Source organism: Achromobacter sp. RT286_PF, assembly GCF_059760425.1.
This window is the reverse complement of the sequence record NZ_JCBAMR010000026.1, coordinates 45,173-66,120: the sequence shown is the minus strand read 5'-3', so window position 1 is coordinate 66,120 and position 20,948 is coordinate 45,173. Positions and strand designations below refer to the sequence as shown.

Here is a 20,948-nt window from a genome sequence, read left to right as displayed (position 1 = left end):
CCGCCGGTGGCAAGGGGGGTAAGACATCGGGATGCCGGCGGTCGGGGTGGGTTCAGAGCGCATGTTGCGAGCTTTTCGTTTTCAGAAAAAGGGATTAAATTTCCACGATCTATATCGCTTTTAAGAATATACGGGTTAGCCCTAGGCGGAAATTTCGGAATGAACATCACCCTTGCTCAGGGCTCGACATGCTGACCTTCAAGCAGATCGAGGCGCTGTACTGGACCGTGCGGCTGGGCACGTTTTCGGCATCGGCGCAAAAGCTGCACACCACGCAATCGGCCATCACCAAGCGCATCCAGGAACTGGAGGCGGACTTCGACGTGGCGCTGTTCGACCGATCGGGCCACCGCGCGGAATTGACGGCGCGCGGGCACGAGGTCTATGCGCTGGCCGAAGAAATGCTGGGGCATCGCGACCGCTTGCTGGTGCGCTTGAAAGGCCAGCACACGCTGACCGGCACGTTTCGCTTCGGCATCACCGAGATCACGGCGATGACGTGGCTGCCCGCGCTGATCCGCCTGCTGCGCGCGCACTATCCGCGCATCACGCTCGAGCCGCACATCGACCTGGGCGCCGACCTGCTCAAGCGCTTGCAGGCCGGGCAGCTGGACATGGCGTTCCTGCATGGGGAATTCGCGGAACCGAACTTGCAGGTGGTGGCGCTACAGCGGCTGGAATTCGCGTGGATGGGCAGCCCCGACCTGATCGACGCCAGCCGCGTCTACACGCCCGCCGACATCGCGCGCCTGCCGCTGCTGCGGCAAAGCCGCGAATCGGGCTTGAACATGATTTACGACGGGTGGCTGCGGCCGCACACGCCCGACAGCAATATCTTCACGATCAACAGCCTGATCGCAATGGCGGGGCTGACCGCCGCCGGCTTTGGCGTCAGCTGCCTGCCGCGCGATTACTTTGCGGACATGGTCAGCAAGAAGCAGCTGGTGATTGCGCGCACCAGCACCGCGCCGCCGCAATCGGTCTACAGCGCGATGTTCCGCCGTGACGCGGACGTGGCGTTTTGTGAAAGCGTGGCCGAGCTGGCCGAGAGTTGCTGCGAGTTTTCCGGCGGCATCTGAAGCCCGCCGGTGGGTCGGGCGCGGGCGTTACAACACGCCCAGGATTGCGTCGCGAGCCTGATGCGACAGCTCCAGCCGCGTGGGCAGGCTGCCATCCGGATGCCGCGCCGCCAGCGGCGGCAGGAACACCACTTCAACGGCCAGCCCCGTCGCGCCCAACACGCGCCAAAGATTGGCCACCAGGCTTTCTTCGCCAACAAAGGCGGCAAAGCCGTCGCGCTTGCCGTGGCGCAGGAAGCGCAGCGCCACCGGCTGGATCTCAACGGCCGCCGAACGCGCAGGTTCGAACAGGCTGGCATGAAATGGAAGCAGGTCGAAGCCTTCGGTCGTGGTGCCTTCCGGGAACAGCCCCACCGCATCGCCCAGCTTGAACCGGGCCTGCATGGCCTCGCCCATCGCGTGCACCGCGTGCCGTTGGCCGCGTTCGATGAACAAGGTGCCGGCGCCCGCCACCAGCCAGCCGATCACCGGCCATTTGCGGATCTCGCTTTTGGCGACGAACGAGGTGGGGCGCGCGGAATTCAGGACGAAGATATCGATCCACGACACATGGTTGGCCACCAGCAGCACGGGCCCGGTCATGCGGGGTTCGCCCTTGAAAGCGACCTTCAGGCCACAGACGGCCATCAACGCGCGAGACCATGAACGGTTCAGCCAGGCGCGCGTCGCGGGGCGGATGAAGGGGTAGACAAGGCCCACGCACACCAGGCCATAGACAATCAGCGGCAGCACCAGGGCCAGCCGTAACACAAAGCGCAGCAGCTTCAAACTGAAGTCTCCCAGGCCAGTTGGCCACCGACCACGGTGGCGCGTACCCGACCGGGCAGCATCATACCCGCGAACGGCGTGTGCGGGCTGCGGCTTTGCAGCGCCGACGGCGTCACCAGCCATTCGGCGTCCAGGTCCACCACGCAAGCATCGGCGGGCGCACCCACGCCCAGTTGCCCGGCCCGCGCCGCGCTGCTTGCTGAGCCGACTGCCGGGGTAAATGCCCAGCCGACCGTCCGGCTATTCTCCAGGCTGTTCAACACGGCGCCGGGGCCGGATGTGACGCGCGCCAGCGCGTCGGCCAGCGGCACACGATGGTCACGCGCCCATTTCAAGGTCAAGGACAGCAACAGCTCCAACGCCGTTGCCCCTGGCGTGGACGACGCGAACGGCGCCGCCTTGCCCAGCGTGTCCACGGGCGTGTGGTCCGAACACAGCGCCGCAACCAGGCCGTCGGCCAACGCCGCCTGGATGGCGTCGCGGTCACGCTGGCCGCGCAGCGGCGGTTGCAGGTGGTAGTGCGTGTCGAAGAATCCGATGTCCACGTCGGTCAGGTGCAGGTTGTGGACCGACACGTCCGCCGTCACCGCCAGCCCCTCGCGCTTGGCCGCGCGCAGCAGCGCCAAGCCCGCCGCCGTGGACAACCGCGTCAGGTGCACGCGCGCGCCCGTTGCCCGCTGCAATTCAAAAATCGTATTCAACGCAATCGTTTCCGCTTGCGGCGGCAGGCCTTCCAGCCCCAGCCGTTCGGCATAGGCGCCCCCGGCAACCACGGCGCGCGGCGCCAACCACGGGTCTTGCGGGCGCAGCCACAGCGTGTGGCCCAGCCCGCTGGCATAACGCATCGCGCCCCACAGCACACGGGTATCCGCGATGCCATGTTCGCCCTGTGCGAACGCCACGCAACCGGCCTGGGCTAGCAAGCCCATCTCAGTCAGTGTCTGGCCCGCCAGCCCCACCGTCATCGCGCCCAGCGGGTAGATGCGCGGGTGGCCGGCTTCCTGTTGGCGCATCAGCGCGTCGACCTTGCCCGGTTCGTCCGGCGCGGCGTCGGCATCCGGCGGCATCACCAGGCGCGTCACGCCGCCTGCCAATGCCGCGCGCAATTCGGCGGGCGCGAAGGCCAGACCGGTCGCGTGGCCAGGCTGCGCGACGCGGGCCGACAAGTCGACCAGGCCGGGCAACACCGCCAGGCCCTGCGCATCGAATACACGGTCGGCCTGGAAGCCGTCGGGCGCGGTGCCCACCGCGACGACATGGCCATCGGCAAGGTAAAGATCATGCCGCCCGTCCACCGCATTGGCGGGATCGATCAGGCGGCCGTTGGCGATATGCAGCCTCATGGCGCGTCTCCGGCCAGCAGGCTCAACGCGGCCAGGCGCAGATGCTGTTCCAGGTCCGCCAACTGCGCCTGCACGGGCGGCAGGCTGGCGGCCACGTCGCCGTCCACTTCCACGCCCGGCGTCAATGCGCCCACGGGCAACAGCAGCGCATCGGGTTTGGCGGCGGCAAGCGCGGCGGGCGTCAGGCCGTAGCCATGTGCGTATTCGCGCGCGGACGGCAGCAGCGCGCCGCTGATCTGCTCAACCTTCAACGGCAAGACGATGATGACGTCGGCGTCCAGCAAGCCTTCGTACAGGCTGCCGCATTCGCGCACGCCCAGCTGCGGCAAGCCTTCCGGCAGCAAGGTGCGCGGCGCGACCACGCGCACTTCGGGCACGCCCAGCGTGGTCATGGCGTGGATGACGGAACGCGCCACGCCGCAATGGCGCACGTCGCCCACCAGCGTCACGGCCAGGTTGGTCAGGTCCTGCCTTGCGTTCAGCATCGCCTGCACCAGCGCCAGGGCAGGCAAGGGGTCGGCATGCGAGCCATCGCCGGCATTAAGAATGCGCAGTCCCGGCGCGGCATGCGCGGCGGCGCAATGCGCCGCGCCACTGGCCGCGTGGCGCAATACCAGCACGCCCGGCTGCAAACCGGCCACGGTCTGCGCCAGGGGATCGCCGGCTTGCGGGTCCACGGCTTGCGCGTCCAGGACCACGGGCAGCAGGGACAGGCGCGTCGCGCAGGCGGCATACGCCTCGCGGTCGTCAGCCAGGGACAGGAACACGGGACATGGCGCGGCGATGGCGTCGGACGTGGGGGAGAAGGACGTCGGGGAGAACGATGTGGGGGAGACGGGCACGGAGGGCGTCGGCGCCGTCTCTGCCGAGCGGGCATAGCCGCGCGCATCGTCAAGCAAGCGCTGGACGTGGCGCTTGGGCAGCCCTTCCGTTGTCAGCAGATGGATGAGTTCGCCGCGGCGATCAAGTTGCGGATTGAGCATAGAAGAAGCCGGGCCGCGCGTATCACGGCGCTGGCAGGGTATCCAGATATCGTTGCAGGATAACAGCCGCTGCCATCGCGTCGTCGGCGGCGTGCGTGCCCAGCAGCCGCTGCGCTTCCATGCTGGAACCGCGTTCGTCGACCAGTTCAACGGCGATGCCGAAGCGGCCGTGCAGTTGGTTGGCGAAGCGGCGGCAGCGCGCGGTGGCGGGTTGTTCGCCGCCATCGGCGTCAAGCGCCAGCCCTACCACCACACGGTGCGGCTGCCATTCCTGCAACAGCGCCGCGATGCGGCCAAAGCGCGCATCGCGGATTTCACTGAAGATGATTTCCAGCGGGCGCGCCTGGCGCGTCAGCGTGTTGCCGATGGCGATGCCGATCTTTTTTTCGCCGAAGTCAAAACCAAGCAGTGTTTCTTCAGGCATGGCCCGCATCGCCCGCCAGCATGACCGGATCGATGCCCAGCAGCTTGAGCGCGGCCGGGTAGCGGTCTTCGGCGGGTACGTCGAAGATGATGTGATCGTCGGCGCCGACGCTGAGCCACGCGTTCTGGCCCATCTCGCTTTCCAGCTGCCCCGCGCCCCAGCCGGCATAACCCAGCGTGACCAGCATGCGTTCGGGGCCGTTGCCGTCGGCCACGGCTTGCAGCACGTCGCGCGAGGTGGTCAGCGCCATGGCGCCCATCTTGATGCTGGAGCTGTAGTCGCCCGCGGGCGCGTGCAGCACGAAGCCGCGGTCGGTCTGGACCGGGCCGCCGAAATAAACCAGCGTGTCTTTGACGGGGCCGATTTCAAGCGTCAGTTCGATGCGCTCGAACAAGGTGCCCAGCGTCAGGTCGGTAGGCCGGTTGATGACCAGCCCCAGCGCGCCGCGCTCGGTGTGTTCGCACACGTAGATGACCGAGCCGGCCAGGCTGCCCTCGACCATGCCGGGCATGGCGATCAGGAACTGGTTGGCAAAGTTGGCCGCCTGCGTGGTGGCGGATTCGTGGTGTTTTTCCGTCATGGCAACCCCTTTGGGTAGTCTGAAAGAACCGTCGACGTGGCACACGGCGGCGTGGCCAGCTTGCCTGTCGGCAGACCGTCGTCGGTTGCGTTGGATGGGGCGATGCCCCATCTTACGAGCCCTGGCGGAATGGGTCAGCGGGTCGGGTTCAGATTTCCATCAATTCGAAATCCTCTTTCCGGGCGCCGCATTCGGGACAGACCCAGTTCGGCGGCACGTCTTCCCAGCGGGTGCCGGGCGCGATACCTTCGTCGGGGAGGCCGGCCTCTTCGTCATAGACCCAGCCGCAAATCAGACACATCCAAGTACGCATAGTTCTCTCTTACATCAATTCCCGACCCGGTTCCCCGTGGCGGGGCAAAGGTGGGGGGCTTCCATTAGAATGGGGACAATCTTACCGAAACCCAATAGGGGTTCCCCTGATTCACCTCAAAATGAGTCCGGGTACTCCGCTCAAAGCTCAAGCGCTGTCCACGTGGCCCCCGTTACCCCCCCTCTCGTTTTGGTCTTCGGCCCGTTTGATCCCTCGGGATCGGACGGCCTGCCCGCGGACGCCGTTACCTGCGCCCGCCTGGGCTGTCATGGCCTGGCGGCCGTGACCGCACTGACTGTGCAGGACACTGCCGGCATCGAAGAAATCCATCCCGTTTCGCCCGACCTGCTGGACGACCAGGCACGCTGCCTGCTGGAAGATATGTCCGTGCAGGCCATCAAGGTGGGCGGACTATACACCGCGGAAACGGCAAGCGTGGCCGCGCAGGTGGCCGCTGACTACAGCCAGGTGCCGCTGGTGTTGCACCTGGGCCAGCGCGCCCCGCTGCCCGCCGACGCCGCCGATGAAGACGACGCCGACGACCTCCTGGCCGCGACGCTGGAGCTGGTGCTGCCGCAGACGAATCTGCTTGTCATCGAACACCTGCGGCTGGCCCAGTGGCACGCCGACGGCGACATCGATATCGGGGACGCCCCGTCCCCCATGCACGCCCTGGTGGCGGCCGGCGCGCAGTGGGTGTTGGTGCTGGGCAGCCCGCAGCGGCCCGGCCACTTCGCCAACGTGCTGCTCGGCCCCAGCGGCCAGACCCACACCTGGCCCTGGCAGACCCCGCCCGACCGCAACGGCGACGCCGGCGGCCTGGCCGCCACGGCCATCACCGCCATGCTGGCGCGCGGGCTGGACATGCCGGAAGCCGTGCGCCAGGGCCTGGCACATGCCGATGCCTCGGTGGCCGCCAGCTTCCTGCCGGGCATGGGCCGGCGCATTCCCAACCGGATCCAACCGCAATGAAACCCCTGCGCTTTCCTTCCGGCCTGTACGGCGTAACGCCCGAATGGGACGACACCGACCGCCTGCTGCAAGCCGTGCGCAAGGCCGCTGAAGGCGGCATGCGCTCCCTGCAATTGCGCCGCAAGAACGTGCCCGACGCCGTGCGTGCGGCGCAAGCGCGCGCCCTGGCGCCGCTGTGCCGCGAGCTTGGCGTGGTGTTCCTGATCAACGACGACTGGCGCCTGGCGCTGGACGTGGGCGCCGACGGCGCGCACGTCGGCCGCGACGACGAAAGCCTGGCGCACATCCGCGCCGAAGCCGGCCCCGACCTGATTCTGGGCGGCTCCAGCTACGACGACCTGACCCGCGCCCGCGAACTGCTGGACGCCGGCGCCGACTACATCGCCTTTGGCGCCATGTTCGCGTCCACCGTCAAGCCGGACACCGTGCGCGCGCCGCTGTCGGTGCTGACCGAAGCGCGCCGCCTCGTCGACGAGCGCGACGCGCCCCGGCCCGCCGTGGTCGCCATCGGCGGCATCACGCCCGACAACGCGCCGCTGGTGGCCCAGGCCGGCGCCGACGCCATCGCCGTCATCACCGCCCTTTTCGAAGCGCCCAGCATCCGTGCCGCCGCAGTGGCCTGCTCCGCGCCCTATTCCGCCAACCCTCTTCGCAAGCCTTGAACGCCATGTCCCGTAACGAACAGCTTTTCGATCGCGCCTGCCGCAGCATCCCCGGCGGCGTCAACTCGCCCGTGCGGGCCTTCCGCTCCGTGGGCGGCACGCCGCGCTTCATCAAGCGCGCGCAAGGGCCGTACGTGTGGGACGCGGACGACAAGCAGTACATCGATTACGTGGGTTCGTGGGGCCCCGCCATCCTGGGCCATTCGCACCCTGAAGTGGTGCGCGCGGTGCAGGAAGCGGCCGTCAACGGCTTGTCGTTCGGCGCCCCCACCGAAGCCGAAATCGATCTGGCCGAAGTGCTGATCTCGCGCCTGCCCTCGCTGGAGCAGGTGCGCCTGGTCAGCTCGGGCACCGAAGCCACCATGACGGCCATCCGGCTGGCGCGCGGCGCCACCGGCCGCGCCAAGATCGTGAAGTTCGAAGGCTGCTATCACGGGCACTCCGACAGCCTGTTGGTCAAGGCCGGTTCGGGCCTGCTGACCTTCGGCAACCCCAGCTCGGCCGGGGTGCCGCCGGAATTCGTGTCGCACACGCTGACCCTGGAATACAACAACCTGGATGCCGTGCGCGAAGCCTTCGCCCAGCACGGCGCCGACATCGCCTGCATCATCGTCGAGCCGGTTGCCGGCAACATGAACCTGATCAAGCCCGCGCCCGGCTTCCTGGAAGGGCTGCGCGAAGTTTGCACCCAGCACGGCGCGCTGCTGATCTTTGACGAAGTGATGACGGGTTTCCGCGTAGGTCCGCAAGGCGTGCAGGGGCTGACCGGCGTCAAGCCGGACATCACCACGCTGGCCAAGGTGATCGGCGGCGGCATGCCGGTGGGCGCCTTCGGCGGCAGCGCCGACGTCATGAAGCACATCGCCCCGCTGGGCGGCGTCTACCAGGCGGGCACGCTGTCGGGCAACCCGGTGGCCGTGGCCGCCGGCCTGGCCACGCTGCGTTTGATTGCCGCGCCCGGCTTCTATGACAAGCTGGCCGCGCAAACCGCCAAGCTGGCCCAGGGCCTGCAAGAACGCGCTCGCGCCGCCGGCCTGGCGTTTTCGGCCGACTCGGTGGGCGGCATGTTCGGCATTTACTTCAGCAACACGATCCCGACGTCGTTCGCCGAAGTCTCGCAATGCGATACCGCCGCGTTCAACCGCTTCTTTCACGCCATGCTGGACCACGGCGTGCACTTCGCGCCGTCGGCATTCGAAGCGGGCTTTGTGTCGGCCACGCACGACGACGCGGTGATCCAGTCCACGCTGGATATCGCTGAAAAGGTCTTCGCCGCCATCTAGGCATCCGGGCGGCACGGGCGCCGGGCGGCAAGCCTGGCGCCGGTTTCTGTTCAGGGCGTTTTGTAGTGCTCGTACAGGGCCGTCACGTCCCGCACATACGCCTGCGTTTCGGCATACGGCGGTACCGCATCGTATTTGCGCACCGCCCCTTCCCCCGCGTTGTACGCCGCCAGCGCCAGATCCAGCCGGCCGGGATACTGGTCGATCAGCCGACGCAGATGGCGCGAGCCCGCCCGCACATTCGTTGCCGGGTCCACCAGGGCGCGCTCGATATCGTCCACCGCCAGCACCGACGCCGCTGTCGCCGGCATCAGCTGCATCAAGCCCAGCGCGCCCTTGGGCGAACGCGCATCGCTACGAAAACCCGATTCAATCGCAATGACCGCCGTCAGCAAGGCGCGGTCCACGCCCGAGTCCTGGGCGGCCCGTTCGATCAGGCCATCGTGCGCGGTAGGCTTGGCCTCGCCCCAGCGCAGCGCGCGTGATGTCGGTGCCAGCGCGGCCAGGCGGGCGCCGTCGCCGGCTTGCGGCGCGCAGTCCAGACAGACCTTCATGCCGTTGCCCCGCCACGCCGTCCGCGTCTGCGCCCGCTTGTAATGCTTGGCATAGCCGGTCGGCACCTTCATGGCGCGCCAGACGCCGTAGGGGTCCTTGTAGCGGTAGATCTCGGCAGCCTGCGCGGGGCGCGAGGGCGCCAGCGCCAGAGCGCCCAACGCAATCGCCATCAGCACCGCCATGCCGCCCGCACGTGCCACAAAGGCGTTGAAGGCCAGCGGAATGGGTCGGTGTCGAGGGTCCATGGTTGGGGCTCCGGCGGCGTCCAAAGACGCGTTGGCGAGCCCCTATGCTGCGGCGGTCGACCCGGTTTGTCGCTAGGCCCTACGCCCTAGTCCCTTGCCCGAGGACGCGCCCGCTGGGAACCTGGGGGACATACCTAGGACATACGGCGGACGCGAAGCTCAATATGTCGTAATATTTCGATTATTTTCCAAATGAATGAACCTGGCCGATCGTGCCAGGCACGGAGAGGCAAAGATGGACGCAGAAAACACGCTCCAGCTGGTGCTGGAAGCCAGCACCAACGTCCTGACGGCAATCTACACGCCGCCCCCACGCCAGGACCCCTCTGCCCAAGACCCCGCACAATCCTCTGCCGGCGCCGGTCCCGACGCCGCGACCGACTCAGGTTCCGCCTCCGCCGACGGCGACGCCGATGCGCAGCAGGCCGACGCCGACCTGGCCGTCGAAGCCGAACCCGCCCCGCCCTTCAATACCGACATCCCCAGCTGGGACACGCTAACCGCCGCCGCCGTCGCCAACGGCTGGGGCGCCGAAGCGCTGGACAACCACGCCGTGCTGGCCTTTATCGACCGCTGCCGCACCGCCACCGAACCGGTCCAATTCCCGGTGGGCATGGTGGTGGACGGCGCGTTCGAGCTGGAACTGGACCCCAACCGCATGACCGCGTTGCTGACGCTGCACCCGCCCAAGGGCGGCAAGCCGGTCACGCTGGACACGCTGCGCCAGGCCGTGGCCGACCGCGGCATCGTGCACGGCGTGCTCGACCAGGCGCTGGCCGAGGCCGTTGAAAAGGGCACGCGTGAAACCGTGGTCATCGCCCGGGGCACGCCGCCCACGCGCGGCACCCCCACCCGCTTCGAAAGCCTGCTGGACCGCCTGAAACCGCGCGCGCAGGAAATCGATGAGTTGGCGCAGGTGGACTACCGCGACCTGGGCAGCCTGCTGCTGGTATCGCCCGGCACGCCCTTGATGCGCCGCATACCGCCGCTGCCCGGCGTGGACGGCGTCACCGTGCTGGGCGAACCGGCCTTGCCCGATGAACTGCCCGACACCCCGTTTTCCCGCGACCTGTCGGGCGTCGAGGTGGACCCAGAAGATCCGCTGCTGCTGCGCGCCACCATTGCGGGCACGCCCACCTTGATCAGCCACGGCGTGCAGGTGAACCCGATGGTCGAGGTGGACGCCGTCAACCTGTCCACCGGCAACATCACCTTTGAAGGCTCGCTGCAAGTGCGCGGCGACATCGCCGCCACGATGGAAGTACGCGTGACGGGCGACGTCGTGGTCAACGGCACCATCGAAGCGGCCCTGGTGGAAGCCGGTGGCAGCGTCACGGTCAAGGGCGGCATCATCGGCATGGCGGAAGCCTTGCAGGACCCGTCCGCCACCGCGCGCACCGCGCACATCGTCTGTGGCGGCATGCTGCGCGCCAAATTCATCGAAAACGCGATCATCAGCGCCGGGCAGGACGTCGAAGTGGAACGCGAGATCCGCCAGAGCAGCATCGCGGCGGGCGGCAGCGTCCACGTTGGGCCGCCCAACACGCAGCAAAGCGCCATCACCGGCGGCCAGATCCGCGCGCTGAACGCCGTGCGCGCCGGCACCATCGGTTCACCGTCGGGCATCCCCACCCTGGTCCAAGCCGGGCTGGACCCGCACGCCGACATCAAGCGTTCCGCGTTGACGCGCAAGCGCCTGAAGATGAACGAGGAAAAGGCCAAGCTGGAACAGCTGCTGATGTTCTTGCAGGCCAATCCGCAACGCGCCCCGGGCGACGTGGTCGAGCGCGCGCGCAACACCCACGTCAAACTCAGCGGCGACTTGATCGCCCTGGACGAGGAAGAGGGGCAACTCGTGCGCGACCTGCAACCGCTGCACACGGCCACCGTCACCGCCACGCGCCGCTTTTGCAGCGGCGCGAAGATTCAGCTGGGCAACAAGGTGCAGGAATTCCTGGAAGACCAGGTGGGCGGCAAGGCCGGTCTGGAAGAAGGCGAGATCGTTATCCGCTAGCTCGGCTCGGCGGGCTCAGGGTGCCAGTTCCTTGAACCACACGCGCGGCGAAATGCCACGGTCGGGGCCCAGGATGGAAAAGCCGCCGTCCACCGGGATGTCCACACCCGTCATCCACGAGGCCGCGTCCGAGCAAGCGAAGCACACGGCGGCGGCAATTTCGTCGCCCGACCCGACCCGGCCCAGCGGATGAAAATGCGCCCCCACGGCGTCCGCCGCCTGGCGCGATCCGCCCGACAGCTGTTCAACGGACGGCGACCACGTCCACGCCGGCGACACCGCCAGCACGCGCACGCCGGCCGGCGCCAATTCCACCGCGAAGTTCTTGGTGATTTGCAGCATGGCCGCCTTGGACGCCGGATACAGCGCGCGCCCGGCCGCGCCGAACTTGCCGCCCGTGCTGCCCATGTTGACCACCACGCCCCCGCGCGGCAAATGCGGCGCGGCCAGCTGCGTGAAGATGGCGGCGGACACCAGGTTGGTGTCCAGCGTGGCGTGCCATTCGTCGCGCGATGACGCCAGCCCGCGGTCGGCGTACTGGCAGGCGTTGTTCACCAGAATGTCGAGCCGGCCAAAGCGCGCCAGCGCGGCGTCGATGCAGCGCTGAATCTGCGCATCCTCGCCGATGTCGGTTTCGCAATACAGCGCGCGCCCGTCCAGTTCTTGCGCCAGTGCCTGGCCGGCCGGTGCGTTGCGCCCCACCAGCACCACGTTGGCGCCCGCCGCCGCCAGGCCGCGCGCGATGTCCGCGCCCAGGCCCTGCGTGCTGCCGGTGATGATGGCGGTCTTGCCGGCCAAGCCGGGAAAGCCTGAAAAGTCCATGAAGAATCCTTGATCAATGCGGCGCGGCTGCCCAGCGCATCGCTTGCGCCACCGAACCCGTTTGCGCAATCAGCCGCATGCTGGCCAGCGAGGCCTCATGCACGGACAGGTCGGCGGACGCGCACGCGTCCTCGGCCACCATCACCTCAAAACCAATATCGGCGGCGTGGCGCACCGTGCCTTCCACCACCGAATGCGTGGCCACGCCGGCCACCACCAGCCGGCGCGCGCCGATTACGCGCAGCGTTTCCTCTAGCGGCGTGCCGTAGAAGGCGCTGATGCGGGTGTGCTTCACCACGAACTCGCGCGGGCTTGCCGCCACGGGTTGCAGCCCGTCGTAGAACTCGCTGCCCCACTGGCCCTCTGGTACCGCGCCAATCGACGCCACGTTGCGAAAGATGGCGCAGTTGGGCAGCAGGTCGGCGTAGTCCGGACGAAACGCAATGCGCACGTGCACGATGGGCAACGATTGCGCGCGCGCACCCTCCAGCAGCGCCGCCGCGCTATCCAGCAGGCGCTGGCGCGCGCCATTGTCCGCATCCAGCCCGACGCGGATCTTGCCGTCGGGATGCAGCACGTCGTTCTGGTAGTGCAGCGCCAGCACCGCGGTATCCGCCGACATCACACGAACACCTCGAACACATCGTGCACGTCGTCGCAATTGACCAGGTCCACGCGCTTCATGCGGATGCGCCAGCTGTCGCCTTCGGCGGCCAGCTTGTGCGTGTAGCGGCCCGCCAGCTGGCGCGGCTGTCGCTTGCGCCATTCGGTCATCTGGAACGCGGAATGCACCACCAGGTTGCCGCCCGCGTCCACGCCTTCCACCTGCACCCCGCCCACCAGCCGCACGCTGCGCGTAGGCGGCTGCTGCGACCAGTTGCGCGGATGCTCCAGCCGCCGGATGCGTACATCGCGCAGCATGCGGTCTTCCCAGAACAGCGAGATATGGTCGTACGGGCTTTGCTGCCCGTGCACGCGCGGCATCCAGTACATGCCGTCCTGCGTCCACAGCGCCTGCCAGTCGTCGTAGCGGCGCTCGTCCAGCAGCCGGGCCTCGCGATACAGGAACTGCGCGATGCGGTGATACGCATCGGCGGGCACCTCGGCGGGCGACAGGTCGGCCGTGCCGACATCGAAATCCAGGTCTAGCAGCATGCGCCTTCTCCCGTGGCGGGCGCGTTCGACGCCGCGCCGGCCTCCATGTAGGTCTTCCAGGCGCGGAACTGGTTGCGCATGGGCAGTTCGCTGGTGCCGTTGACGGACACCATGCCGTCCGCGTCGCTGCGGTCGCTGCCGTGATAGCGGTGCATGCTGACCCATTCCCCGCCGCGCGTGGCGTTGCCTTCCTGACAGCGGTTGTAGAGCTCAATGTCGTCGGGCATGACGTTGGACGACGGCGAATTGATAACGTTGGCGTACAGCATCGCGCGCTTGAAGACGCCGTCGGGCGCGCCCTTGCAGCGGAACGTCTGGATTTCTATCAGCGTGCGGTCCACGGCAATGGGGCGAATCACGCGAAATTGCTGAAACACCGTGTGAGGCGAGCCGCTGCCGTAGATGACGGTGTTGTGGCGGTTCATGCCCAGGATTTCACGCGCGCGGTCTTCACCATACGCGGCGCTCAGCGTGTCGAAGTGCGCGCGCGACACCGGATCGCGTTCGGCGGCGCCGGGGTTGAAGATGCCTTCCATATAGCCGTGGCCGTTGTCGTAGGCGCGCAGCTCCAGCTTTTCCCAGAATTCGTAGGGCTCGCCGTTGCCGTCCATGATGTGCAGCTCAAGCGGCATTTCGCCCATTTCCTTGGCCTCGTCGCGCGCCGCCGCGTAGGACGATTCGTGCGTGACGCGGGCGTGCATCGTGTCGTGCAGGTTTTCGTAGAACACCTTCCAGTTCGACCGCTGCATCACGCGGAAAATGCCGCCGGCCACTTCCACCTCGCCCACCGGCGAGCGGTCGCACAGGTTGTCGATGGACGAGCGCACGCCGCCCAGGAAGTCGACCAGCGCCGGGCCTTCCTTGGCCTGGCTGGCGAACACGAAGCCGCGATAGCTTTCCACGCGCGCCAGGCGGCGCATCGAGAACGCCGGGTCGGTGGGGTCATACGACGTACCTTCCAGGCCCTGCTTGAGCGGCACGCCCAGATGGCTGCCGTCCAGCTTGAACGTCCAGGCGTGGTACGGGCAGCGGAAGAACTTGCCCACGCAGCCCTCGCCGTCCGCCACCACCTTGGCGCCCTTGTGCGGGCAGCGGTTGTACAGCACGTGCACGCGGCCGTCGGACGCGCGCACCATCAGCACGTCCTGATCGCCCACGCGGGTGGTGTGATAGTCGCCCGTCTTGGGCACCTGGCTTTCATGGCCCACGTAGATCCAGGCGCGGCCGTAGATGCGTTGCATCTCCAGGTCGAAGATGGCCGGATCGGTGTAGACGCCTCGGTGCACGCTGTCGCCACGCACCATCTCGGACAGTTGTTGGTCGGTGTAAGACATCAGGCGCTCCTACTTGTTCTCGCTGTCTTTCCAACGCGCCATCAGCGTGTTGGACGGCAGGGTTTCATCCAGCAACTTGGCGGCGGTCTCGCGGCCCGCCACCGGCAAGCCGGTGGGGTCCAGCAGGCCCACCTGCACCAGCACGCTGGCCTGGTCCCAATAGATGTGCTCGTGATAGAGCTTGTCGCCCCGGAACTTCACCACGGCAAGCAGCGGAATTTCCACGGTGCGGCCGGTGGGCGGCACGCCGGGCAGCATCCAGTCGATCTCGGTGGTGTGCGTGAAGCAGAACAGCAGTTCGTCCACGATCTGGGTGGCGCCCACGGTACGCGACAGCGGAATCAGGCGCGTGTCGGGCGGGTTGCCGTTGACGAAATGGTGCTGGTAGAAACGTGACAGTTCCTTGTGGCCCACGCCGCCCGTCATGGTGGGGATGTGGTTCACGTAGGGTTCGGCCACCATCGTCGCCATCGTGGCGGCCACGTCGCGCGTGCCGAATTCGTATTCGCAGTGCTTGTCCCACAAGTACGAATAATCGAACTCGGGGCCGATGGCGCGTTGCAGCGCGGCCATGCTGCGCTGGTGCGCCATCAACGCGGCGGGCTTGTCGTAGTGATCGCCGCCCGTGCGCGCAAAAGCGTGGTCCATGCCCGGGTACACGTACAGCTCGACGCCGGGCTTGCCCCCCAGCGCGTCCAGGATGCGCTGGCGCGCGGCGGGCGGACAGAAACCGTCCTGCTCGGCAATGTGCAGCACCAGGCGGCCGCGCAGGTTGGCGGCTTCGTCCAGGCTGTCTTCGATGCCCACGCCGTAATACCCCACGGCCACGTCCACATCGGTGCGGCAGGCGGCCAGATAGGCCAGCTTGCCGCCCAGGCAATAGCCCAGTACGCCGACGCCGCCCTGCTGCTCGGGCAAGTCGCGCAGCAGGGTGATGGTGGCGGCAATGTCCTTTAAGCCCTGCTCGACGTCAAAGCCCTGATACAGCTCGAACGCGCGCGGCATGTCGGCCGGGCCGTCGGTCAGTTCAATGCCGGGTTGCTGGCGCCAGAACAGGTCGGGCACCAGCACCACGTAGCCCTCTTCGGCCAGCAGCTGCGCGGCGCGGCGCATGAAGTCGTTCACGCCGAAGATTTCCTGGCACAGCACCAGGCCCGGGCCATGGCCCGAGGCGGGCACGGCCAGATAGGCGCTGAAGGTCTTGCCGTCGTGCGAGGGAACGGTCACCTCGCGCGTCGTGATGGATGGGGTCATGCGGTTCTCCTGTGTTGCAACGTGCCCGCGGCGCGATTGCCGTGGCGGCCGGCGCCTATTTCATCTGGCAGGCGGCGGCGAACGGGTCCTGGTACTGCGTCAGCACCGTGCCCGACAGCTTGTTGGCCAGCTTGCCGTCCGCGCCCGCCTCGACGACGCGCAGGTAGTAGTTCTGGATGGGGTATTGGTTGCGGTTGAACTTGAAGTCGCCCCGCACCGATTTGAAATCCGCGCGCCGCAGCGCCGGGCGCAGCGCGTCGGCGTCCAGCTTGCCGCCCGTTTGCCGCACGGCGCTGTCCAGCAGCATGGCCGCGTCATAGCCCTGCGAGGCATACAGCGTGGGCGTGCGCTTGTAGGTCTTCTTGAAGTCTTCGACGAATTTCTGGTTGGCCGGGTTGTCCAGGTCGGCGGCCCACTGCGACGTGTTGCGCATGCCCGCAATCGGCGCGCCCACCGCCGCGATGGTGTCTTCGTCGCCCGAGAAACCGGGGGCCAATAGCGCGATGTCCTTGGACAGGCCCGCGCCGTTGAATTGCTTGATGAAGTTCACGCCCATGCCGCCGGGCAAAAAGAAAAACACCGCGTCGGGCTTGCTGGCGCGCAGCCGGGTAATCTCTACGCCGTAGTCCAATTGGCCCAGCTGCGTGTAGATCTCCTCGGACAGCCCGCCCTTGTACAGACGCTTGAAGCCGTTGAGCGATTCGCGGCCGCCCGGGTAGTCGGGCGCAATCAGCGCCACGCGCTTGTAGCCCTGGTCCATGGCGTACTTGCCCATGGCGGCGGGGATGTCCTCGTTCTGCCAGGCCACCGCGAAGAAGTTGGGGTTGCAGCCAGCGCCCGCGTAGTTCTCGGGGCCCGTGTTGGTGCTGAGGTACACCGTGTTCGATTGCAAGATGGCGGGCATCACCGGCAGCAGCACGTTCGAGAACACGATGCCCGTCATGACATCCACGCGGTCGCGCTTGAGCAGGCGTTCCACCGCCTGGCGGCCTGCGTCCGCCTTCTGCTGGTCATCGGCCACGATGACTTCGGCAGGCAGGCCGCCCAGCTTGCCGCCGGTATGTTGCAGCGCCAGATTGAAGCCGTCGCGGATCTCATTGCCCAGCGCCGACCCCGGCCCGGACAACGTCGTCAGCAACCCCACCTTGACCTTGTCCGCCGCCCCGGCGCTTGCCATGGCGGACATACAGACCAGCGCCGCCAGCGCGCGCCGGCTCCAAAGATGTTGAATCATGGGCCACCCCGTTTTCGCCGCCAGCCACGCTGGCGCAAAGCTGACAGATCCCGTCTGCCGTCGGTACACGCATGCCGCCGATCGAAGTCGCCAAGCTTACGCGCCGTGACGACGCCCTCCAATACCCGCAAGAGAGCTTGGGCTAGCGTATGCCGCCCGGGTGCGCCGCTCTATCCGTTTCCGCCCAGCCTTATCCGGGATTCACTTAATTCCAAACCCTGGCCGATTAATTTATTCTGGCCCCCGATACGGGAGCGTTCCCGTTCCGGAGGCTTCCATGCACGGCTGGTCACGACGAGAACTTGCGCCGCTATTCAAGCGCCGCGTGTTCAGCTCCACGCAACAGGACGAGACACGCACGCGCGTGTCCGAAGCGCTGAAGGAACACCGGCTGACCTGGAAGGGCGGCCGCGTGGACGCCGAGCTGAACCGGGGCCGGTTTGGCGCGCTGACGGTCTGTACGTTGCGCTACGGCGCCGAAGTGCATATTGAGCCCGACCGCTTGCAGGATTTCATGCTGGTGCAGGTGCCGCTGCGGGGCCGCGCGCGCATTGAATGCGGCGACGACTGCGTGGACGCCCATCCCGATTGCGCCGCCGTCATCGCGCCGAATCGCCCGCTGCGGCTGCACTGGGAGGCCGGCTGCGAACAGCTGCTGTTGAAGATTCCACGCGGCAAGCTCGAAGCCATCGGCCGCCGCGCCTTTGGCGAGGCCGCCACCCTGCCGCTGGACTTCAGCCCCGCGCTGCGCCTGGACAACCCCGTGGGCGCGGCCTGGCGCAGCATGGTCACCAGCATGATTCACCTGCTGCCCACGCTGGATGACGGCGCCCTGCGCCCGCCCTCGGCATGGCTGGAACACCTGGAAGACACGCTGGTGCTGCACCTGCTGTACAACCAGCCCAACAGCTGGCAGTCGCACGCGGGCCAGTCGCCCCGCTTGCCGCGCCGCCTGACGCTGGCGGAATCGTATATGCGCGAGCACCTGGCGGCCCCGCTGACCTTGACCGACATCGCCCGCCACGCCGGCGCCAGCGCCACCGCGCTGACCCGCTTGTTTCAGGAACACCGGGATACCACGCCCATGATCGCGCTGCGCGCGCTGCGGCTGGACACGGCGCGGCAAAAGCTCAAGACAGACGCCCACGCCAGCGTCACCGACGTGGCGCTGGGCGTGGGCTTTGGGCACTTGGGCAGGTTCTCGGAGTATTACCGGGAACGGTTTGGCGAACTGCCGCGCGAGACGCGGCGCGGGCAAGGGTAGAACGCGGCCCGGGGCAAAGCCCCGGAATCAAGCCGCCCTTGGCCCCAGCTCAGGTGGCGGGCACCACCGCCGTCACTTCGATTTCAACCTTGGCGCGGTCCTCGACCAGGTCCGCCACTTCCACCGCCGTCATCGCCGGAAAGTGCCGGCCGATGAACTCGCGGTAGTGCTTGCCGATGGCCGGATACGCCGCCACATAGGCCTCCTTGTCGGTGACGTACCACGTCATGCGCACGATGTGTTCGGGCTTGGCGCCGCCTTCGGCCAGGATGGCGACAATGTTCGACAGCGTCTGGCGGACCTGGTCCGCCAGATCATCCGATTCGAATTGCTGCTGCCCATTCCACCCCACCTGCCCGCCCACGAACACGAGCTTGCTGCCCACCGTCATTTCGGTAAGCACACCATTCGAATAGCCCCGGGGCGCCATCCAATCCGGCGGTTGCAGAATCTTCATAACGTCTCATCCTATTTATAAAAAACAAACGACTGGGTGGTCTCGCGGCGTCAGGCCGCGGGAACCAGATAAGCCTGCATGCGTTCCCGCAGGTCGGCAGGCATGGGCATGGACTTCATCGTCCGTAAATCCACCGTCACGATCGTCAGCGTGGCTGACAGGCGCAACTGTCCGTCCGGCCCTTCAAAGCGCACCAGCGCCTTGAACGACGCGCCGCCGATACGCTGGACTTCCAGCGTTTGGCGCAGGCGTTCATGCCAGCGGCTGGGCGCGCTGAAATCGCACGTCACCGACGCCATGGGCGTGCCGATATGCCGGTCCACATGCAGGGCATGGAAAGGCAGGCCCATGCCCTTGTCGAACCATTCTTCGACAAAGTCATTGATCATTTCGAAATAGCGGGGGTAGAACACAATGCCCGCCGGGTCGCAATGACGAAAGCGGACTTCTACCTGGCTGGTGAATGCTGCGGCCATGATGAGTTCCTGAGTTTCTGATTTCCTGATTTCCCGACTTCGCGTTCAAGCCATCTTGCGCAGCGCAAAGCGTTGCAGCTTGCCGGTTTCGGTACGGGGCAATGCGGTCACGAATTCAATGGCGCGCGGATATTTGTACGGGGCGATGCTGGCCTTTACGAACGCCTGCATGTCGGCCACCAGCGCATCGCTGGCCGTGTAGCCGGGCTTGAGCACCACAAACGCCTTGACCAACTGGCCGCGCTCGTCGTCCTGCGCGCCGACCACGCCGCACTCGGCCACGGCTTCGTGGCGCAGCAGCGCGTCTTCCACTTCCGGCCCGGCGATGTTGTAGCCGGCCGAGACAATCATGTCGTCGTTGCGCGCCTGATAGTACAGATAGCCGTCATCGTCCTGCATGAACGTGTCGCCCGGCAGGTTCCAGCCCTGCTGTACAAACCGGCGCTGGCGCTCGTCGGCCAGGTAGCGGCAGCCGGTGGGGCCTTTGATGGCCAGGCGGCCGACCGTGCCGTTGGGCACCGGCTTCATATCGTCGTCCACCACTTGCGCCACGTAGCCCGGCACCACCTTGCCGATGGCGCCGCGCTTGACGGCCTCGGGCGGGCTGGACACGAACACATGGATCATTTCGGTGCCGCCGATGCCATCGATCATTTCGATGCCGCTGGCCTGCTTCCACAACTGACGCGTGGCGTCCGGCAACGCTTCGCCCGCCGACACGCTTTTCTTCAGCGACGACAAATCAAACTTGCCGACCAGCGCGGCCATCTGGCGGTAGAACGTGGGCGCGGTGAAAACGATGGTGGCGCGGAAGTCCTGGATCAGTTCAAGCAGGCTTTCCGGCGACAGCTTTTCCGCCAGCACCGTGCTGGCGCCCACGCGCAGGGGAAAGCACAGCAGCCCGCCCAGGCCAAACGTGAAGGCCAGCGGCGGCGTGCCGCAGAAGATATCGTCGGGGCCAGGCTTGATCACATGCTTGGGGAACAGGTCGCACATCGCCAGCACGTCGCGATGAAAGTGCATGCAGCCCTTGGGCGAGCCCGTGGTGCCGCTGGTAAAGGCGATCAGGCACACGTCGTCGGCGGCGGTATCGCAAGCGGTGAAATCGTCGGGCTTGGTGGCGGCCAGCGCGTCCAGCGCATCGGGCGCGGCGTCATTGAAAAACATCACCTGCGTCAGCTGCGGGCAATGATGCTCGTGGTCGGGCTGCGCGCAGAACTGTGCTTCTTCCTTCAGGCGCGCATCGCACAGCACCGCCTGGATCTGCGCCTTTTCAATGATCTGCTTGAGTTCCTTGGCGCGCAGCAGCGGCATCGTCGGCACCGTCACCAGCCCCGCCTTGATCGCGGCCAGCCAGGCCGCCGCCATCATCGGGTTGTTCGGACCGCGCAGCAGCAGACGGTTGCCGGGCGCGAGGCCCATGTCCTCAGTCAGCACGCGCGCAATGCGGTTGGTCAGCGCGGCCAGCTCGCGATAGCTCATCGTGGCTTGCTTGTCGCCGTCGCGCCAGCGCAGCGCAACGCGATCGCCAAAGCCGCGATCGGCCATGGCATCCACCAGTTCAACAGCGCAATTGAACCGCTTGGGGTAGGCCACGTCGGGGCCATCAAGCAGGAACTCGGGCCATTGATCGCCCGGGGGTAGATTGTCCCGGGCAAAGGTGTCGATGTGGGCGGATACTTCCATGAAATTCCCCTTGATGTGCGATGCGGTGCGGTGTGGTTTTTTCTT

At 66.9% G+C, this 20,948-nt stretch carries 22 protein-coding genes; 6 read left to right on the top strand and 16 right to left on the bottom strand.

All coding sequences use genetic code 11. The annotated features are described in order from the left end of the window. Positions 1-188: 188 nt before the first annotated feature. Complete coding sequence (locus AC6LJY_RS19255; protein WP_046806551.1) at positions 189-1,079, top strand: LysR family transcriptional regulator; 891 nt, start codon at positions 189-191, stop codon at positions 1,077-1,079. Positions 1,080-1,106: 27 nt separating this feature from the next. Here AC6LJY_RS19255 and AC6LJY_RS19250 read toward each other — a convergent pair whose 3' ends face one another. The 6 genes from AC6LJY_RS19250 to AC6LJY_RS19225 all read right to left on the bottom strand — a co-directional run bounded on the left by AC6LJY_RS19250 (position 1,107) and on the right by AC6LJY_RS19225 (position 5,490). Then, complete coding sequence (locus tag AC6LJY_RS19250) at positions 1,107-1,847, bottom strand: lysophospholipid acyltransferase family protein (RefSeq protein WP_046806552.1); 741 nt, start codon at positions 1,845-1,847, stop codon at positions 1,107-1,109. Further along, the gene (locus AC6LJY_RS19245) at positions 1,844-3,190 is read right to left on the bottom strand and encodes a dihydroorotase (protein ID WP_498136554.1); all 1,347 of its coding nucleotides are present in this window, start codon (positions 3,188-3,190) and stop codon (positions 1,844-1,846) included. Before AC6LJY_RS19245 ends, AC6LJY_RS19250 begins: the two co-directional genes overlap by 4 nt. Then, entirely contained in the window at positions 3,187-4,173 is a 987-nt protein-coding gene (locus tag AC6LJY_RS19240) for an aspartate carbamoyltransferase (protein WP_498136553.1), read from the bottom strand. Before AC6LJY_RS19240 ends, AC6LJY_RS19245 begins: the two co-directional genes overlap by 4 nt. Positions 4,174-4,195: 22 nt before the next feature. Next, positions 4,196-4,597, bottom strand: coding sequence for a Holliday junction resolvase RuvX (gene ruvX, locus AC6LJY_RS19235; RefSeq protein WP_046806574.1), 402 nt, complete (start codon positions 4,595-4,597; stop codon positions 4,196-4,198). Beyond that, a complete protein-coding gene (locus AC6LJY_RS19230; protein WP_219991645.1) occupies positions 4,590-5,177 on the bottom strand; it encodes a YqgE/AlgH family protein in 588 nt (195 codons plus the stop codon). Before AC6LJY_RS19230 ends, ruvX begins: the two co-directional genes overlap by 8 nt. A gap of 148 nt (positions 5,178-5,325) precedes the next feature. Beyond that, positions 5,326-5,490 (bottom strand): rubredoxin, encoded by a 165-nt coding sequence (locus AC6LJY_RS19225; RefSeq protein ID WP_003814980.1) that lies wholly within the window; start codon positions 5,488-5,490, stop codon positions 5,326-5,328. Between the two features lie 162 nt (positions 5,491-5,652). On the opposite strand from AC6LJY_RS19225, the gene AC6LJY_RS19220 reads away from it, so the two are divergent. From AC6LJY_RS19220 to hemL, 3 genes are read left to right on the top strand one after another with little or no spacing between them, the layout of a single operon-like run. After that, a complete protein-coding gene (locus tag AC6LJY_RS19220) occupies positions 5,653-6,462 on the top strand; it encodes a hydroxymethylpyrimidine/phosphomethylpyrimidine kinase (RefSeq protein WP_104145197.1) in 810 nt (269 codons plus the stop codon). Next, a complete protein-coding gene (gene thiE, locus AC6LJY_RS19215) occupies positions 6,459-7,124 on the top strand; it encodes a thiamine phosphate synthase (RefSeq protein ID WP_046806557.1) in 666 nt (221 codons plus the stop codon). Before AC6LJY_RS19220 ends, thiE begins: the two co-directional genes overlap by 4 nt. Before the next feature lie 5 nt (positions 7,125-7,129). Continuing rightward, on the top strand, positions 7,130-8,407 hold the full coding sequence (gene hemL, locus AC6LJY_RS19210) for a glutamate-1-semialdehyde 2,1-aminomutase (protein WP_046806558.1): 1,278 nt from the start codon (positions 7,130-7,132) through the stop codon (positions 8,405-8,407). A 50-nt stretch (positions 8,408-8,457) separates the two neighbouring features. On the opposite strand, the gene AC6LJY_RS19205 is transcribed toward hemL, so the two are convergent. Further along, a complete protein-coding gene (locus tag AC6LJY_RS19205) occupies positions 8,458-9,207 on the bottom strand; it encodes a lytic transglycosylase domain-containing protein (RefSeq protein WP_314364970.1) in 750 nt (249 codons plus the stop codon). A gap of 235 nt (positions 9,208-9,442) precedes the next feature. Between AC6LJY_RS19205 and AC6LJY_RS19200 the strand changes: the two genes are divergently transcribed. Beyond that, positions 9,443-11,221 (top strand): FapA family protein, encoded by a 1,779-nt coding sequence (locus AC6LJY_RS19200; protein ID WP_314364973.1) that lies wholly within the window; start codon positions 9,443-9,445, stop codon positions 11,219-11,221. 15 nt (positions 11,222-11,236) lie between these two features. Here the strand turns inward: AC6LJY_RS19200 and AC6LJY_RS19195 are convergent, their stop codons facing one another. From AC6LJY_RS19195 to AC6LJY_RS19170, 6 genes are read right to left on the bottom strand one after another with little or no spacing between them, the layout of a single operon-like run. After that, positions 11,237-12,043, bottom strand: coding sequence for an SDR family oxidoreductase (locus AC6LJY_RS19195; RefSeq protein WP_120153709.1), 807 nt, complete (start codon positions 12,041-12,043; stop codon positions 11,237-11,239). 13 nt (positions 12,044-12,056) lie between these two features. After that, positions 12,057-12,665: a cysteine hydrolase family protein gene (locus AC6LJY_RS19190; protein WP_498136552.1), complete on the bottom strand. Its 609-nt coding sequence runs from the start codon at positions 12,663-12,665 to the stop codon at positions 12,057-12,059. Next, on the bottom strand, positions 12,665-13,198 hold the full coding sequence (locus AC6LJY_RS19185; protein ID WP_046806562.1) for an aromatic-ring-hydroxylating dioxygenase subunit beta: 534 nt from the start codon (positions 13,196-13,198) through the stop codon (positions 12,665-12,667). Before AC6LJY_RS19185 ends, AC6LJY_RS19190 begins: the two co-directional genes overlap by 1 nt. Further along, on the bottom strand, positions 13,189-14,532 hold the full coding sequence (locus AC6LJY_RS19180; RefSeq protein ID WP_319308533.1) for an aromatic ring-hydroxylating dioxygenase subunit alpha: 1,344 nt from the start codon (positions 14,530-14,532) through the stop codon (positions 13,189-13,191). The genes AC6LJY_RS19185 and AC6LJY_RS19180 overlap by 10 nt, the downstream gene beginning before the upstream one ends. A 9-nt stretch (positions 14,533-14,541) precedes the next feature. Then, the gene (locus AC6LJY_RS19175) at positions 14,542-15,786 is read right to left on the bottom strand and encodes a dienelactone hydrolase family protein (RefSeq protein ID WP_046806564.1); all 1,245 of its coding nucleotides are present in this window, start codon (positions 15,784-15,786) and stop codon (positions 14,542-14,544) included. A gap of 55 nt (positions 15,787-15,841) precedes the next feature. Then, a complete protein-coding gene (locus AC6LJY_RS19170; protein WP_314364984.1) occupies positions 15,842-17,020 on the bottom strand; it encodes an ABC transporter substrate-binding protein in 1,179 nt (392 codons plus the stop codon). 277 nt (positions 17,021-17,297) lie between these two features. On the opposite strand from AC6LJY_RS19170, the gene AC6LJY_RS19165 reads away from it, so the two are divergent. Further along, positions 17,298-18,284 carry an AraC family transcriptional regulator gene (locus tag AC6LJY_RS19165; protein ID WP_485801106.1) on the top strand — a complete coding sequence of 329 codons (987 nt, stop codon included), beginning with the start codon at positions 17,298-17,300 and terminating at the stop codon, positions 18,282-18,284. Between the two features lie 49 nt (positions 18,285-18,333). On the opposite strand, the gene AC6LJY_RS19160 is transcribed toward AC6LJY_RS19165, so the two are convergent. Genes AC6LJY_RS19160 through AC6LJY_RS19150 form a run of 3 tightly spaced genes read right to left on the bottom strand, consistent with a single transcriptional unit; the run spans position 18,334 to position 20,903 of the window. Then, the gene (locus AC6LJY_RS19160) at positions 18,334-18,741 is read right to left on the bottom strand and encodes a RidA family protein (protein ID WP_498136551.1); all 408 of its coding nucleotides are present in this window, start codon (positions 18,739-18,741) and stop codon (positions 18,334-18,336) included. Positions 18,742-18,791: 50 nt separating this feature from the next. After that, entirely contained in the window at positions 18,792-19,217 is a 426-nt protein-coding gene (locus AC6LJY_RS19155; protein WP_046806567.1) for an acyl-CoA thioesterase, read from the bottom strand. 45 nt (positions 19,218-19,262) lie between these two features. Continuing rightward, positions 19,263-20,903 carry an AMP-binding protein gene (locus AC6LJY_RS19150; protein ID WP_120153701.1) on the bottom strand — a complete coding sequence of 547 codons (1,641 nt, stop codon included), beginning with the start codon at positions 20,901-20,903 and terminating at the stop codon, positions 19,263-19,265. Positions 20,904-20,948: the final 45 nt, after the last annotated feature.